Consider the following 14,522-nt stretch of genomic DNA (forward strand, 5'->3'; position numbering starts at 1 on the left):
ATGCTGACACCGGACCGCCACCGGATGCCGACCGTTATCCACAGGCCCCCCGGGGGCCGGCGCTACTTGAGCGGCAGTCCGGTGATGGTGCGGGCCATCACCAGGCGCTGGATCTCGCTGGTGCCCTCGAAGATCGTGAAGATCTTGGCGTCGCGGTGCCAGCGTTCCACCGGGAAATCCCGGGTGTAGCCGTTGCCGCCGAGGATCTGGATGGCCTCGTCGGTGACGTGGACAGCGGCCTCGCTGGCGGCCAGCTTGGCCATCGACCCCTCGGCGGCCGTGAACGGAACGTTGTTGCGCGCCATCCAGCCCGCGCGCCACACCAGCAGCCGGGCGGCGTCGATGCGGGATCTCATGTCGGCCAGCTTGAACCCGATGGCCTGGAAGTCGCCGATGCGGCGACCGAACTGCTCACGCTCCTGGGCGTACTCCAGCGCGTACTCGTAGGCCGCACGGGCCACCCCGATCGCCATGGCCCCGACACCGGGCCGGGTGCGCTCGAAGGTCTTCATGGCCGCCTGGCCGGCGGTGCGCTGCCCGGACCGGATGCGGGCCATCCGCTCTTCGAACTTCTCCCGGCCACCGACGATCATCCGGCCCGGCAGGCGGACGTCGGAGAGCACCACCTCGGCGGTGTGCGACGCCCGGATGCCGTGCTTCTTGAACTTCTGGCCCTGGCTGAACCCGGGCGTGTTCGGCGGGATGATGAAGGTGGCCTGACCCCGTGACCCAAGCTCGGGATACACCGAGGCGACGACGATGTGCACGTTGGCGATGCCGCCGTTGGTGGCCCAGGTCTTGGTGCCGTTGATGACCCATTCGTCGGTCGCCTCGTCGTAGCGGGCCCGGGTCAGGATCGCGCCGACGTCGGATCCGGCGCCCGGTTCGGACGAACAGAACGAACCCAGCAGCGGCTCCTCCGGCGTGCCGAACATCTGGGGCAGCCACTCGCCGATCTGCTCGGGGGTGCCGTTGGAGGTCAGCGAAGCGGCGGCCAGGGCGGTGCCCATGATGGACAGCCCGATGCCCGCGTCACCCCAGAACATCTCCTCGAAGACGACGAGGATGCCCAGCCCGGTCGGCTCGGCGGCCTGGGTGGCCATCATCTCCATCGAGTACAGCCCGCACTTGGCGGCCTCCTGGATGACCGGCCAGGGCGTTTCCTCGCGCTCGTCCCACTCGGCGGCAGCCGGGCGCACCACGTCGACGGCGAACTCATGCACCCAGTCCCGGACGGCGACGACGTCATCGGAGAGTTCCAGGGAGAACGTCACGGCGGGTTCCTCTCGGGTCGTGGAATGTAGGGGCCGGGAAGCGGCTGGGCCCACTGAGCAAAGAAATTTACACCGCCGTTCTTACCCTGGAGTAAGAAGTGGCGCGTTTCACGGCGGCGGCACTTGCACACCCACATCAACCCCCAGCAAGTAGTCTCGGAGTCGTGCAGCGACGAATCATGGGCATCGAGACGGAATTCGGTGTGACCTGCACCTTCCACGGTCACCGACGGTTGTCGCCGGACGAGGTGGCGCGCTATCTGTTCCGCCGGGTGGTGTCGTGGGGGCGCAGCTCCAACGTTTTCCTGCGAAACGGTGCACGCCTCTATCTCGACGTCGGAAGCCACCCGGAGTACGCCACCGCGGAGTGCGACAACCTGCTCCAGTTGGTCACCCACGACCGGGCCGGCGAGCGGGTTCTCGAGGATCTGCTGATCGATGCCGAACAGCGGTTGGCGGACGAGGGCATCGGCGGCGACATCTATCTGTTCAAGAACAACACCGACTCGGCCGGCAACTCCTACGGCTGCCACGAGAACTACCTGATCGTCCGCGCGGGGGAGTTCTCCCGCATCTCCGATGTGCTGTTGCCGTTCCTGGTCACCCGCCAGCTGATCTGCGGCGCCGGCAAGGTGCTGCAGACCCCGAAGGCCGCCACGTTCTGCCTGTCCCAGCGCGCCGAGCACATCTGGGAGGGCGTCTCGAGCGCCACCACCCGGTCCCGGCCGATCATCAACACGCGCGACGAGCCGCACGCCGACGCCGAGAAGTACCGCCGGCTGCACGTCATCGTCGGCGACTCGAACATGTGCGAGGCCACCACCATGCTCAAGGTGGGCACCGCCTCGCTGGTGCTGGAGATGATCGAGGCCGGCGTGCCGTTCCGGGACTTCTCGCTGGACAACCCGATCCGGGCCATCCGAGAGGTCAGCCACGACCTGACCGGTAAGCGCCCGGTTCGCCTGGCCGGCGGCCGGCAGGCCAGCGCGCTCGACATCCAGCGCGAGTACTACGCGCGCGCGGTGGAGTATCTGGCCAGCCGTGAACCCAACACCCAGATCGACCAGGTGGTCGATCTGTGGGGCCGCCAGCTCGACGCCGTCGAGAGCCAGGACTTCGCCAAGGTCGACACCGAGATCGACTGGGTGATCAAGCGCAAATTGTTCCAGCGCTACCAGGACCGCTACAGCATGGAGCTGTCCGACCCGAAGATCGCGCAACTCGATCTGGCCTACCACGACATCAAACGTGGCCGCGGCGTGTTCGATCTGCTGCAGCGCAAGGGGCTGGCCATGCGGATCACCACCGACGAGGAGATCGAGGCGGCGGTCGACACGCCGCCCCAGACGACCCGGGCCAAGCTGCGCGGCGAATTCATCACGGCCGCACAGGAAGCCGGCCGCGACTTCACCGTCGACTGGGTGCACCTCAAGCTCAACGATCAGGCGCAGCGCACGGTGTTGTGCAAGGACCCCTTCCGGTCGGTCGACGAACGGGTCAAGCGGCTCATCGCCTCGATGTAGGACTGGAGTCTTCTCGCGTGGCGACCTCGAAAGTCGAACGATTGATGAACCTTGTCATCGCGCTGCTCTCGACGCACGGCTACCTGCCGGCCGAGCGGATCCGGCGCAGCGTGGCCGGGTACGCCGAGAGCCCCAGCGACGAGGCGTTCTCCCGGATGTTCGAGCGTGACAAGAATGAACTGCGCGATCTGGGCATCCCGCTCGAAACCGGTCGGGTGTCGGCGCTGGACCCCACCGAGGGATACCGGATCAACCGCGAGGCCTACGCGCTGCCGGAGATCGAGCTGACCCCGGACGAAGCGGCCGCCGTCGCGGTGGCCACCCGGCTGTGGGAGTCGCCGGAGCTGATCACCGCCGCCCAGGGGGCGGTGCTGAAGTTGCGCGCGGCCGGGGTGGATGTGGACGCCGACCGCGCGATCCCGGTGCACGGTCGCGCCGGGCTACCGGGTCTGCGCGGATCGGAGGACGTGCTGGGCACCCTGCTGGCCGCGATCAACGACGGCCGGGTCGTCACGTTCGGGCACCGGCCGACCCGCACCGAGGACTACACCACCCGCACGGTGGAACCCTGGGGCGTGGTGACCCAGAACGGACGCTGGTATCTGGTCGGGCACGACCGGGACCGCGACGACACCCGCACGTTCCGGCTGTCCCGCATCGCGCCGGACGTCACCGCGATCGGCCCCGCCGGTGCCGTTGCCCGCCCCGAGGGGGTGGATCTGCGTGAACTCGTCGCCCGGGTGGTCGGCGACCCGCCGGCCGGGGTGACCGCGCGGGTTTGGGTGGCCGACGACCGTGCGACCGCGCTGCGGCGCGCCGGGGTGTCCGCGGGCCCGCACACCCTCGGCGGGCGGGCGGGCGAGATCATCGAGATCGACATGGGTTCGCGCGACCGACTGGCCCGCGAAATCACGGGATACGGCGCCGATGCCGTCGTCCTCGAGCCACAGGCGTTGCGCGACAACGTGATCGAGCGGCTGCGGGCCCAACTGTGAGCACGGGTGTCTCGACCCGGCTGGTCCGGTTGCTGAACATGGTTCCGTACTTCCAGGCCAACCAGCGGACCACCTTCGCCGAGGCGTCGGCCGACCTGGGGGTCAGTCGGCGACAGCTCGAGGCCGACCTGAACCAGCTCTGGATGTGCGGGCTCCCCGGCTACGGTCCCGGCGACCTGATCGACTTCGAATTCACCGGCGAGACGATCGAGGTCACCTTCTCGGCGGGCATGGACCGGCCGCTGCGGCTGACCTCACCGGAGGCCACCGGCCTGCTGGTCGCCCTGCGCTCCCTGGTCGACGTGCCCGGCGTCGTCGACCCCGAGGCCGCCCGCAGCGCCATCGCGAAGATCGAGGCGGCGGCCGGCACCGTCACGCCGGACGGGGTGCCGTCGGCCGAACCGGAGCAGGCGCCCGTCGAGAGTCGGGCCGCCGCGGCGGTCCGCGAAGCGGTCCTGGAGGGACGGGCGCTGACGCTGGAGTACTACTCCGCGTCACGGGACGCCCTGTCGGCCCGGACCGTCGACCCGATCCGGGTGGTGCTGATCAACGACTCCAGTTATCTGGAGGCCTGGTGCCGGGAGTCCGAAGGGGTCCGGCTGTTCCGGTTCGACCGCATCGTCGACGCCACGGTCCTCGACCAGCCGGCCATGCCGCCCGGCCCGGCGGTGGCGGCGGGGACGGACACCTCCCTGTTCGACGGCGACCCCGGTCTGCCGACGGCCACCCTGCGCATCGCGCCCCGCGCGGCCTGGATGTTCGACTACTACCCGATGCGGGTGCTCGCCGAATCACCCGACGGATCGTGCGAGGCGGCGATGACCTACGCCTCCGAGGAGTGGATGGCGCGGCTGCTGCTGGGCTTCGGCTCCGAGGTCACCGTGCTGTCGCCGCCGGAACTGGTCGACCGGATGCGGTCGGCGGCCGTCGCGGCGCTCGAGGCGTACGGCGGGGTCTAGGCCACCGCGCCGGTGACGGCCAGGATGGTCCGGGCCACCAGCTCCGGGTCGTCGATCATCGGGATGTGCCCGACACCGGGTAGCAGCACCCAGGTGGCGCCGGGTAGCCGCTCACGCGCAGTCCGCCCGTAGGTCTCCGCAGGCACCAGGCGGTCGAACTGCGACCAGGCCAGGGTGATCGGGCAGGGCAACGGATCCAGCGGCGCGACCTGTTCGTGCGGGGTGTAGTCGTCCATGAAGGTGCTGTCGTCGGCGATGTCGGCGATCTCCTGGACCCTCGCCGCGGTGAGGCGTTCACCGTGGCACGCGACATCGCGGAGACCGAGGCGGCGGCCGATGGCCGACCTGAGGGCGAGCGGCGTCGCCGGCCGCAGGATGCGTGCCAGGGTGCGCGTGCGGTTGATGTGCCCGGCGACCCGGTCGTGGGACTTGGCGTCCCACCAGAAACCCGCCGGGGACAGGGCGCACACGCTGGCTGCCCGTCCCCGTCGCGCCAGCTCGATGGACACCCAGCCGCCCAGCGAATTTCCCGCCAGGTGCGGTTTCGCCAGGCCGTGTTCGTCGAGATAGTGCTCAACGGCATCGACGAGCTCGCCGATCGTGGCCGGCCGGCGCTGGATCGCAGGTCCGCCCCGGTGCCCGGGGAGCGTCGGCGTGTGGACGTCGTGCTGCCCGGACAGCAGCGGGACGACGTCCTGCCAGATCCGACCCGAGCCGGTGACACCGTGCAGGAGGACCAGCGGCGGCTTCGGCGAGCTCACCGGGGAAGTGTGGCACCACCACCGGCGCGGGGTCCACGGGTTCGGCAGTGTCTCGGCGGGGGCTCGCAGCGGAGTAGCATCGAGGCCCACGGCACGTTCTGGTCTGGAGGTAACCGAATTGGGCGCTCTTAGTCCGTGGCACTGGGCAATTCTGGCGATCGTGATCATCCTGCTGTTCGGCGCCAAGCGTCTGCCCGATGCCGCCCGCTCGCTGGGCAAGTCGATGCGTATCTTCAAGGCCGAGGTCAAGGAACTGCAGCACGACGGAACCGAACCCCCGGTCACGCCGGCGCCGCCGGCCGCCACCCCGGTGCAGTCCGAACGGGTCGATCCCGGGCACACCGACGCGCGACCGGCCTGACCGGCTGAGCGCCATCGATTCGCCGCCGCCGCGCGGCGTTAGTCGACTCTGTTCGTGAAGACACCCGATTCGCTGAAGCGGCTCGATCCGCGCAACCGTCGCAGCAAGGTCAATCCCGACGGCACAATGTCGCTCGTCGACCACATCCGGGAACTGCGTACCCGGCTGCTGGTGGCCGTCGCGGCCATCGCCGTCACCACGATCTTCGGTTTCTACTGGTACGGCCACGGCCTGTTCGGGTTCGAGAGCCTGGGCGAATGGCTGCGCCAGCCGTACTGTTCGCTGCCGCCCTCGGCGCGCGCCGACATCAGCGCGGACGGCGGCTGCCGGTTGCTGGCCACCGCGCCGTTCGACCAGTTCATGCTGCGGCTCAAGGTGGGCCTGATGGCCGGCGTGGTGCTGGCCTGCCCCGTCTGGTTCTACGAGCTGTGGGCGTTCATCACGCCCGGCCTGTACCAGAAGGAACGCCGGTTCGCCGCCGCGTTCGTGGTCTCGGCGGCCGCGCTGTTCCTGGCCGGCGCGGTGCTGGCCTATTTCGTGCTCTCCAAGGCCCTGCACTTCCTGCTGACGGTGGGCAGCGACGTGCAGGTGACCGCCCTGTCGGGTGACCAGTACTTCGGCTTCCTGGTGAACCTGCTGCTGGTGTTCGGGGTCGGTTTCGAATTCCCGTTGCTGATCATCATGCTCAACGTCGTCGGGATCCTGCCCTACGAGAAGCTGAAGGCCTGGCGCCGCGGACTGATCTTCGGGGTGTTCGTCTTCGCGGCGTTCGCCACCCCTGGCTCCGACCCGTTTTCCATGCTGGCGCTGGGCCTGGCCCTGACGTTGCTGATGGAGGTCGCGATCCAGGTAGCGCACATCCACGACCGACGCAAGGCGAAACGGCAAGCGGCCGAGGAGGATTCCGCCATTCCCGACGACCAGCCCTCGGTGATCGCCCCGCCGACGGCGCTGTCGCACGATGACGTCACCTGACCCCGCGCCCCGCGCCCTCTGCGCCGAGCGGCCGTGTCTGTACACGACACGCCGCGCCGCTGTGTACCAACGCGGACGCTCGCTGGGAACGCGGTGGGCATGACCGAGCTCGAGCAGTTCGCCGCCGAACTCCCGTTCGCCCTCGACCCCTTCCAGCGGGACGCCTGCGACGCCCTGGAACGTGGCCACGGTGTGCTGGTGTGCGCGCCGACGGGGGCGGGCAAGACGGTGGTCGGGGAGTTCGCGGTGCACCTGGCCTTGGCGGCCGGCCGCAAATGCTTCTACACCACACCCATCAAGGCGCTGAGCAACCAGAAGCACACCGATCTGGTCCGCCGCTACGGGCCCGAACGCATCGGCCTGCTCACCGGTGACGTGTCGGTCAATGCCGACGCCCCCGTGGTCGTCATGACCACCGAGGTGCTGCGCAACATGCTATACGCGAATTCGCCTGCGCTGTATGGGCTTTCGTACGTCGTGATGGATGAGGTGCACTTCCTGGCCGACCGGATGCGCGGCGCCGTCTGGGAAGAGGTGATCCTGCACCTGCCCGACGATGTTCGGCTGGTGAGCCTGTCGGCCACCGTGAGCAACGCCGAGGAGTTCGGCGGCTGGATCCAGACCGTCCGCGGCGACACCACCGTGATCGTCGACGAGCACCGGCCCGTGCCGCTGTGGCAGCACATGCTGGTGGGCAAGCGACTCTTCGATCTGTTCGACTACCAGGCCAACAAGGGCGCCGAGCAGAAACTGGTGGTCGACCCGAACCTGGTGCGCCACATCGCGCACCGGCGCGAGGCGGACCGGATGGCCGACTGGGCGCCCCGCGACCGGGGCCGGGGCAACCGCTCGCACCGGCCCAGCATGTTCCGGCCGCCCGCGCGGCCCGACGTCATCGCCACGCTGGAACGCGAAGGCCTGCTCCCGGCAATCACTTTCATCTTCTCGCGGGCCGGCTGCGACGCCGCGGTGAAACAGTGCCTGCGATCGTCGCTGCGGCTGACCACCGATTCCGAGCGCGCCCGCATCGCCGAGGTGATCGACCGGCGGTGCGGGGACCTGCCCGACGCCGATCTGGAGGTGCTCGGCTATTACGAGTGGCGCGAGGGCCTGCTGCGCGGCCTGGCCGCCCACCACGCCGGGATGCTGCCGATCTTCCGGCACACCGTCGAGGAACTCTTTGCCGCCGGTCTGGTGAAGGCCGTATTCGCCACGGAGACACTGGCATTGGGCATCAATATGCCCGCGCGGACAGTGGTGCTGGAACGGCTGGTGAAATTCAACGGCGAGCAGCACGCATCGCTGACCCCGGGGGAGTACACCCAGCTGACCGGCCGGGCCGGGCGGCGCGGCATCGACGTCGAGGGCCATGCCGTGGTCATCTGGCAGCCCGACGTGGAGCCGGCCGAGGTGGCCGGGCTGGCGTCCACCCGTACCTTCCCGCTGCGCAGCTCGTTCGCACCGTCGTACAACATGACGATCAACCTCGTCGGGCAGATGGGTCCCGCGCAGGCCCGCGCACTGCTGGAGCAGTCGTTCGCGCAGTACCAGGCCGACCGCTCGGTGGTGGGGCTGGTGCGTGGCGCCGAGCGCGGCGAGAAATTGCTCGACGAGATCGCCGACGAACTCGGCGGCAAGGACGCGCCGATGCTCGACTATGTCCGGCTGCGCGCGAAGATCTCCGAAGCCGAACGCGCACAGGCGCGTTCGTCTCGGCTGCATCGCCGGCAGGCCGCAACCGAGGCCCTGACCGCGCTGCGCCGCGGCGACATCATCAACATCACCGGTGGAAAGCGGGGGGGCCTGGCGGTGGTGCTCGAGCCGGCCCGTGACGACGAGGATCCACGCCCGCTGGTGCTCTCCGAGCACCGCTGGGCGGGCCGCATCTCGACCGCCGACTACACCGGCGCCTCGACGACGGTGGGCACGATGTCGCTGCCGAAGCGCGTCGAGCACCGCCAGCCGCGCGTGCGCCGCGATCTGGCGTCGGCGCTGCGCTCCGCCGCGGCCGGACTGGTCATCCCCGAAGGCCGGCGCCGGCGCGGTGGGGAAGCCGACCCGGACACCAACCCGGAACTGGCCGCGCTGCGCGACGAGCTGCGCCACCATCCCGCGCACTCCCGACCGGACCGGGAGGCGATGGCGCGGGTCGGGGAGCGCTATCTGCGGGTGGAGCGCGAGAACGCCCAACTGCGCCAGAAGATCGCCGCGGCCACCAACTCACTGGCCCGTACCTTCGACCGGATCGTGGGGCTGCTCTCCGAGCGGGGCTTCTTGATCGCCGATGGTGAGGACGTGAAGGCCACCGGCGACGGCCGGTTGCTCGCCCGGATCTACAGCGAGAGCGATCTGCTGGTGGCCGAATGTCTGCGTACCGGCGCGTGGACGGACCTGGCCCCGGCCGAACTGGCCGCCGTGGTGTCGGCCGTCGTCTATGAATCCCGCGGTAGCGACGGACCCTCACCCCGGCTGCAGGGCGCACCGACGGCCGGGCTGCGGCGCGCGCTGGCGGCCACCCAGCGGCTGTCCGGCCAGTTGCGCGCCGACGAGAACCGGCACCGGATCGGCCCGTCCCGTGAACCCGACGAAGGGTTCGTCACCGCCGCGTACACCTGGGCGACCACGGGCAACCTCGCCGCGGCGCTCGAGGCCGCCGACACCGGCAGCGGGAATGTCCTGTCGGCCGGCGACTTCGTCCGCTGGTGCCGGCAGATCCTGGACCTGCTCGACCAGGTGCGGATCGCCGCGCCCGACGCCGGGGCGCGGGCCGCCGCCAAACGGGCGATCGACGACGTCCGCCGCGGCGTCGTCGCCGTGGACAGCGGGTGATCGGCTCGGCGAGTCGTCGGGGCGTCGCGCCCGTGCGCCCGTGTGGGCAACGGGTAGGGTGATGCGGGAGCAACGGCTGATACCGGCAGTGCCCGGATAATCCGGATATTGAGGAGAAACGATGACCGGACCGCAGGGATCGGACCCCACGCCGTCGCAGGAGGGGTCGGATCAGTCGGCGGAGACCGCTTCGGGGTCGACACCGGAGGCTTCGGCATCATCGGGCTGGCAGCCGCCCGCCTACTCGCCGCCGCAGGAGTACTCGGCCTACCAGCAGCCGACGGCCACCCCGGACCCGGGTTACGCCACGCAGCAGTACCAGGATCCGACCTACGGTCAGGCCGCGTCCCAGCCCCAGGGCTATCCCCAGTACGGCCAGCAGCCGTATGCGGCGCCGCAGTACGGCCAGCCCCAGTACGGGCAGCAGCCGCAGTACGGGCAACCCCAGTACACGCAGCCGCAGCAATACGGCCAGCCGCAGCAGTATGGCGCGCAGCCGCAGTACGGCCAGCAGCCCGGCCAGTACGGGCAGCCGGGTCAGCCGCAGTACGGCCAGACGTACCCGCAGTACGGTCAGCAGCCCGGGCAGTACGGGCAGCCGGGTCAGCCGCAGTACGGCCCGCTCGGCGAGGAGACCGCCTCGAAGAAGTCGGTGGCCGCACTGGGCACCATCCTGGGTGTGCTGGCCGCGTTGATCGTCGCCGCGGTCCTGATCCTCGGATTCTGGAAGCCCGGCTTCTTCGTCACCACCAAGCTCGACGTGAACAAGGCGCAGACCGGGGTCCAGCAGATCCTGTCGGACGAGGCCAACGGCTACGGCGCCAAGAACGTCAAGGACGTCAAGTGCAACAACGGCCAGAACCCGACCGTCAAGAAGGGTGATTCGTTCACCTGCGAGGTCAGCATCGACGGCACCAAGCGTCAGGTCACCGTCACGTTCCAGGACGACAAGGGCACCTACGAGGTGGGTCGGCCGAAGTAGGCCCCTTCAGTCCAGCGAGTCCAGTGCCTTCTGCAGTCGGGCGATCGACGAGCTGACCCCGTAACGGGCCGCCAGGTCGGCGACCCGGGCGGGATCGGCGGCCGCCAGCGGGAGTGCATCGGAACCGGTGGACAGGTTGACCGGAACATCCACGGCTACCCGGACCACCGTCTCGGCGGCATCCAGATAGTCGGCCGCATTCGCCAGTTTCACCCGAATGCCCTTGGCCACATCGGATTTCGGGTCGGCCGCCGCGGCCAGCACCGAGTCGAGCGAACCGTGCCGTGCGAGTAGACCCGCTGCGGTCTTCTCACCCACTCCGGCCACTCCGGGCAGCCCATCGGATGGGTCGCCGCGCAGGATCGCCAGCTCGGCGTAGGCGGAGCCGGCCCGGCCGACGGGCAGCCCGTACTTCTCGGCCACTTCGACCGGACCCCACAGTGTCGCCCTGGCCAGCCCGCGGCCCAGGTAGAGCACCCGCACGGGCACCGGCTCGTCGGTAACAACCTGCAGCAGGTCGCGGTCGCCGCTGACGACGACCACCGGGTCCGCCCGTTCCTGCGCGGCCAGCGTGCCCAGCACGTCGTCGGCCTCGAATCCCGGGGCGCCGCCGGTGGCGATGCCGAACGCGTCGAGCAGCTCCATGATCATCTCGACCTGCGGGCTCAGATCGTCGGGCACCTCCTCGATGTCCGGATCGGACCCCGCCACCTCCTGCTCGACGCGGTGCGTCTTGTAGGTCGGGATCAGGTCGACCCGCCACTGCGGCCGCCAGTCCAGATCCAGGCAGACCACCAGACGGCTGGGCCGCTGCGTGGTGATCACGGTGGCGACGGCGTCGATGAAGCCGCGGACGGCGTTGACGGGCCGGCCGTCGGGGGCGGTGATCGACGACGGCACACCGAAGAACGACCGGAACCACATGCTCGCGCCGTCGAGCAGAACCAGGGAGCCCATCCGGCTAGCCAGCCATGGTGGAGTTCGGCGCGGCCCAGTCGGTGGAGACGAACCGGTGCGTGATGAGCCACTGATCGCCGACCCGCGCGAATTCGTCCCGGTAGCGCCCGTAGTGGTCCAGGCCGATCTCGGTCACGACGGTGAAGTACGACGACACCGCCGCGCGCTCGGCTGACACGGCGGTGAACCGGATGTTGGCCAGATTGTGGCGGACGATCCGTTTGACGCCGGGCGCGACCGGGGTGGTCGCGACCCCGCCCAGGCGGGCGGCGATGGCGTCGCGGCCGCGCAGCGGTTCCTCGCCGCGGATCTCCAGTACCCCGTCCGGTGCGAAGGTCAGGGCCAGGTCGTCGATCTTCCCGGCGTCACCGGACCAGGTGTAGCGGGCCAGCGTGTCGCGGATGTGCTCCCGCGCGGCGAGTTCCCAGAGTTCCACGTCGCCGACACTAGCCAACTAGCCTGGGTCCATGAGCTCCAGCCGCTTCGACGCCACCGTGTACGCCCACCGACTGCGGGCCGCCGCGCAGGCCGCCGCCGATGCGGGACTGGCCGGGCTGATCATCACGCCCGGCTACGACCTGCGCTACCTGATCGGCTCGCGAGCGGAGACCTTCGAACGGCTCACGGCCCTCGTCGTGCCCGTCTCCGGCGAGCCGACGGTGGTGCTGCCCCGGCTCGAACTGGCCTCCCTGAAGGACTCCGCGGTGGTGGATCTCGGTCTGTCGGTGCGCGATTGGGTCGACGGCGAGGACTTCTACGAATTGGTGGTCGCCGCACTCGGCGGGGCGCCGGTGGCCACGGCCGTCACCGATGCTATGCCGGCGCTGCACCTGCTACCGCTGACCGCTCGACTGGGCGAGCTGCCGGTGCTGGCCACCGAGGTGCTGCGCACGCTGCGAATGATCAAGGACCCGGCCGAGATCGACGCGCTGCGCAAGGCCGGCGCCGCGATCGACCGGGTGCACGCGCGGGTCCCCGAGTTCCTGGTGCCCGGTCGGACCGAATCCGAGGTGGCCGCCGACATCGACAATGCCATTGTGGCCGAGGGACATTCGGCGGCGGCGTTCATCATCGTCGGATCCGGCCCGCACGGTGCCGACCCGCACCATGAGGTTTCCGACCGTGAACTGCAGGCCGGCGACATCGTCGTCGTCGACATCGGCGGTCCGTACGAACCCGGCTACAACTCCGACTCGACCCGGACCTACAGCCTGGGTGAGCCCAGTTCCGAAGTGGCCGAACAGTATTCGATCCTCCAACGCGCGCAGCAGGTGGCGGTCGACGCGGTGCGGCCCGGAGTGACGGCCGAACAGGTGGACGCCGCGGCGCGCGATGTGCTGGCCGAGGCGGGGCTGGCAGACTATTTCGTGCACCGCACCGGACACGGCATCGGGTTGTCGGTGCACGAGGAGCCCTACATCGTCGCCGGCAACGATCTGCCCCTGCAGTCGGGAATGGCGTTCAGTGTGGAGCCGGGCATCTACTTCCCGGGCAAATGGGGTGCCCGCATCGAGGACATCGTGATCGTGACCGACGACGGTGCGGAGTCACTCAACTCTCGGCCGCACGACCTGATCGTCGTCCCAGTGGACTGAGCCATCCGGCTTCGTTCGGCGAGGGTGCACCCATGTGTATCCGGAGCCACCGGAAATGCATAACGGTGCACGCTCGCGGTCAGTCCTCGGTGGCGCCGCGGTCCAACAGTTCCGACGAGCCGAGCACGCGCTCGATGTGCACCTCGATGACGACGCGGCGCGGATTCGGCCGCGGGGTCCGGTAGCGCTGCGCGTAACGCAGTTCGGCGTCGCGGATCGACTCCGGATCGGTGCTGACGCCGGCGCGGCCCTCCAGGGACAGCCAGCGCGCGCCGTCGACCTGGCTGAGCACGGCGACGCCGCCCCGCTCGGCGTTGACGGCCTTCTGCGACCCGCCGGTGGTGATCACCCGGGCGATGTGGGTCTTGGGATCGAAGGTGAAGCCCACCGCCACGACGTGCGGCGAGCCGTCGGCCCGCAGGGTGGTCAGCATTGCCAGGTGGCGTTCGGTCAGGAACGCCAGGGCGTCGTTGGTCAGGCGGGTGGTTGCAGGTGACATCGCTCCTCACGCTAGCGCAGGTGAATAATCGCAGCCGTGAAGGACACGGAGCGCGGGGCCGGGCAACTGATCGTCGTCTTCGGCGGCCGCAGCGAGATCGGCAGCGAGGTCGCGCTCCGGCTCGCCCCCGGTGCCACGGTGATCCTGACCACGCGGCACGGTCATGGCCTGGACCAGCAGGTCTCGGCACTGCGCGCCGCCGGCGCCGCCGACGTGCACGTCAAGGGCTTCGATGCCGACGACCTGCCCTCCCACGCACCGCTGCTCGACGAGATCCACACCGAGTACGGGCCGATCGGCACCGCGGTCCTGGCGTTCGGGCTGCTGGGTGATCAGGCCCGCGCCGAGGAGGACGTCGATCATGCGGTGGCCATCGTGCACACCGACTACGTCGCGCAGGTCAGCCTGCTGACCCTGCTGGCGCAGCGGATGCGCGCCGACGGGTCCGGCCGGATCGTGGTGTTCTCATCGATCGCCGGCGCCCGGGTGCGGCGGGCCAACTACGTCTACGGCTCGGCCAAGGCCGGCCTGGACGGGTTCGCCGCCGGACTCTCCGATGCGCTGCACGGGTCCGGGGTGCAGGTGCTGGTCGTCCGGCCCGGATTCGTGATCGGCCGGATGACCGAGGGCATGGAGCCCGCCCCGATGTCGAGCACGCCGCAACAGGTGGCCGATGCGACGGTCCGGGCGCTGGCCCGGGGCCGCCGCAGCGTCTGGGTGCCGTGGGGCGTCGGGGTGCTGGCGTTCGTGACGCGGTTCGTGCCGCGGGCGCTGTGGCGCAGGATGCCCCGGTGATGAACGAGGATGCCCCG

General features: G+C 69.8%; 14 protein-coding genes. 9 read left to right on the plus strand and 5 right to left on the minus strand.

What is annotated here, in order from left to right; all coding sequences use genetic code 11:
- Positions 1–62: 62 nt before the first annotated feature.
- Positions 63–1,274 carry an acyl-CoA dehydrogenase family protein gene (locus tag U0R18_RS00925; protein WP_526365024.1) on the minus strand — a complete coding sequence of 404 codons (1,212 nt, stop codon included), beginning with the start codon at positions 1,272–1,274 and terminating at the stop codon, positions 63–65.
- A 164-nt stretch (positions 1,275–1,438) separates the two neighbouring features.
- Between U0R18_RS00925 and pafA the strand changes: the two genes are divergently transcribed.
- From pafA to U0R18_RS00940, 3 genes are read left to right on the plus strand one after another with little or no spacing between them, the layout of a single operon-like run.
- On the plus strand, positions 1,439–2,797 hold the full coding sequence (pafA, locus tag U0R18_RS00930) for a Pup--protein ligase (protein ID WP_526365026.1): 1,359 nt from the start codon (positions 1,439–1,441) through the stop codon (positions 2,795–2,797).
- 17 nt (positions 2,798–2,814) lie between these two features.
- A complete protein-coding gene (locus U0R18_RS00935) occupies positions 2,815–3,792 on the plus strand; it encodes a helix-turn-helix transcriptional regulator (protein ID WP_526365028.1) in 978 nt (325 codons plus the stop codon).
- The gene (locus U0R18_RS00940) at positions 3,789–4,751 is read left to right on the plus strand and encodes a helix-turn-helix transcriptional regulator (protein ID WP_526365030.1); all 963 of its coding nucleotides are present in this window, start codon (positions 3,789–3,791) and stop codon (positions 4,749–4,751) included. Before U0R18_RS00935 ends, U0R18_RS00940 begins: the two co-directional genes overlap by 4 nt.
- On the opposite strand, the gene U0R18_RS00945 is transcribed toward U0R18_RS00940, so the two are convergent.
- Positions 4,748–5,512, minus strand: a complete 765-nt coding sequence (locus tag U0R18_RS00945) for an alpha/beta fold hydrolase (RefSeq protein ID WP_526365032.1) — start codon at positions 5,510–5,512, stop codon at positions 4,748–4,750. The genes U0R18_RS00940 and U0R18_RS00945 overlap by 4 nt on opposite strands.
- A gap of 118 nt (positions 5,513–5,630) precedes the next feature.
- Here U0R18_RS00945 and tatA point away from each other — a divergent pair, with 118 nt between their 5' ends.
- The 4 genes from tatA to U0R18_RS00965 all read left to right on the plus strand — a co-directional run bounded on the left by tatA (position 5,631) and on the right by U0R18_RS00965 (position 10,659).
- Positions 5,631–5,873 (plus strand): Sec-independent protein translocase subunit TatA, encoded by a 243-nt coding sequence (gene tatA, locus U0R18_RS00950; RefSeq protein WP_526365034.1) that lies wholly within the window; start codon positions 5,631–5,633, stop codon positions 5,871–5,873.
- A gap of 54 nt (positions 5,874–5,927) precedes the next feature.
- Positions 5,928–6,848: a twin-arginine translocase subunit TatC gene (tatC, locus tag U0R18_RS00955; RefSeq protein WP_526365036.1), complete on the plus strand. Its 921-nt coding sequence runs from the start codon at positions 5,928–5,930 to the stop codon at positions 6,846–6,848.
- Between the two features lie 99 nt (positions 6,849–6,947).
- Positions 6,948–9,677, plus strand: coding sequence for a DEAD/DEAH box helicase (locus tag U0R18_RS00960; protein WP_526365038.1), 2,730 nt, complete (start codon positions 6,948–6,950; stop codon positions 9,675–9,677).
- 121 nt (positions 9,678–9,798) lie between these two features.
- A complete protein-coding gene (locus tag U0R18_RS00965; protein WP_526365040.1) occupies positions 9,799–10,659 on the plus strand; it encodes a DUF4333 domain-containing protein in 861 nt (286 codons plus the stop codon).
- Positions 10,660–10,665: 6 nt separating this feature from the next.
- On the opposite strand, the gene U0R18_RS00970 is transcribed toward U0R18_RS00965, so the two are convergent.
- Positions 10,666–11,616, minus strand: coding sequence for a 5'-3' exonuclease (locus tag U0R18_RS00970; RefSeq protein WP_526365042.1), 951 nt, complete (start codon positions 11,614–11,616; stop codon positions 10,666–10,668).
- Between the two features lie 4 nt (positions 11,617–11,620).
- Positions 11,621–12,052, minus strand: coding sequence for a nuclear transport factor 2 family protein (locus tag U0R18_RS00975; RefSeq protein ID WP_526365044.1), 432 nt, complete (start codon positions 12,050–12,052; stop codon positions 11,621–11,623).
- Positions 12,053–12,083: 31 nt separating this feature from the next.
- Between U0R18_RS00975 and U0R18_RS00980 the strand changes: the two genes are divergently transcribed.
- Positions 12,084–13,211, plus strand: coding sequence for a M24 family metallopeptidase (locus tag U0R18_RS00980; RefSeq protein WP_526365046.1), 1,128 nt, complete (start codon positions 12,084–12,086; stop codon positions 13,209–13,211).
- Positions 13,212–13,290: 79 nt separating this feature from the next.
- Here the strand turns inward: U0R18_RS00980 and U0R18_RS00985 are convergent, their stop codons facing one another.
- Entirely contained in the window at positions 13,291–13,710 is a 420-nt protein-coding gene (locus tag U0R18_RS00985) for a F420-dependent biliverdin reductase (RefSeq protein WP_526365048.1), read from the minus strand.
- Positions 13,711–13,746: 36 nt separating this feature from the next.
- Here U0R18_RS00985 and dprE2 point away from each other — a divergent pair, with 36 nt between their 5' ends.
- Positions 13,747–14,505, plus strand: coding sequence for a decaprenylphospho-beta-D-erythro-pentofuranosid-2-ulose 2-reductase (dprE2, locus tag U0R18_RS00990; protein ID WP_526365050.1), 759 nt, complete (start codon positions 13,747–13,749; stop codon positions 14,503–14,505).
- The last annotated feature ends 17 nt before the right edge of the window (positions 14,506–14,522 follow it).

The sequence above is a fragment of the Mycobacterium sp. genome, assembly GCF_046330795.1.
GTDB lineage: Bacteria > Actinomycetota > Actinomycetes > Mycobacteriales > Mycobacteriaceae > Mycobacterium.

Coding starts and splice junctions, on each gene's coding strand:
- U0R18_RS00960 (WP_526365038.1), top strand. CDS start 6,948: ATGACCGAGCTCGAGCAGTTCGCCGCCGAACTCCCGTTCGCCCTCGAC.
- U0R18_RS00965 (WP_526365040.1), top strand. CDS start 9,799: ATGACCGGACCGCAGGGATCGGACCCCACGCCGTCGCAGGAGGGGTCG.
- U0R18_RS00970 (WP_526365042.1), bottom strand. CDS start 11,616: ATGGGCTCCCTGGTTCTGCTCGACGGCGCGAGCATGTGGTTCCGGTCG.
- U0R18_RS00980 (WP_526365046.1), top strand. CDS start 12,084: ATGAGCTCCAGCCGCTTCGACGCCACCGTGTACGCCCACCGACTGCGG.
- U0R18_RS00985 (WP_526365048.1), bottom strand. CDS start 13,710: ATGTCACCTGCAACCACCCGCCTGACCAACGACGCCCTGGCGTTCCTG.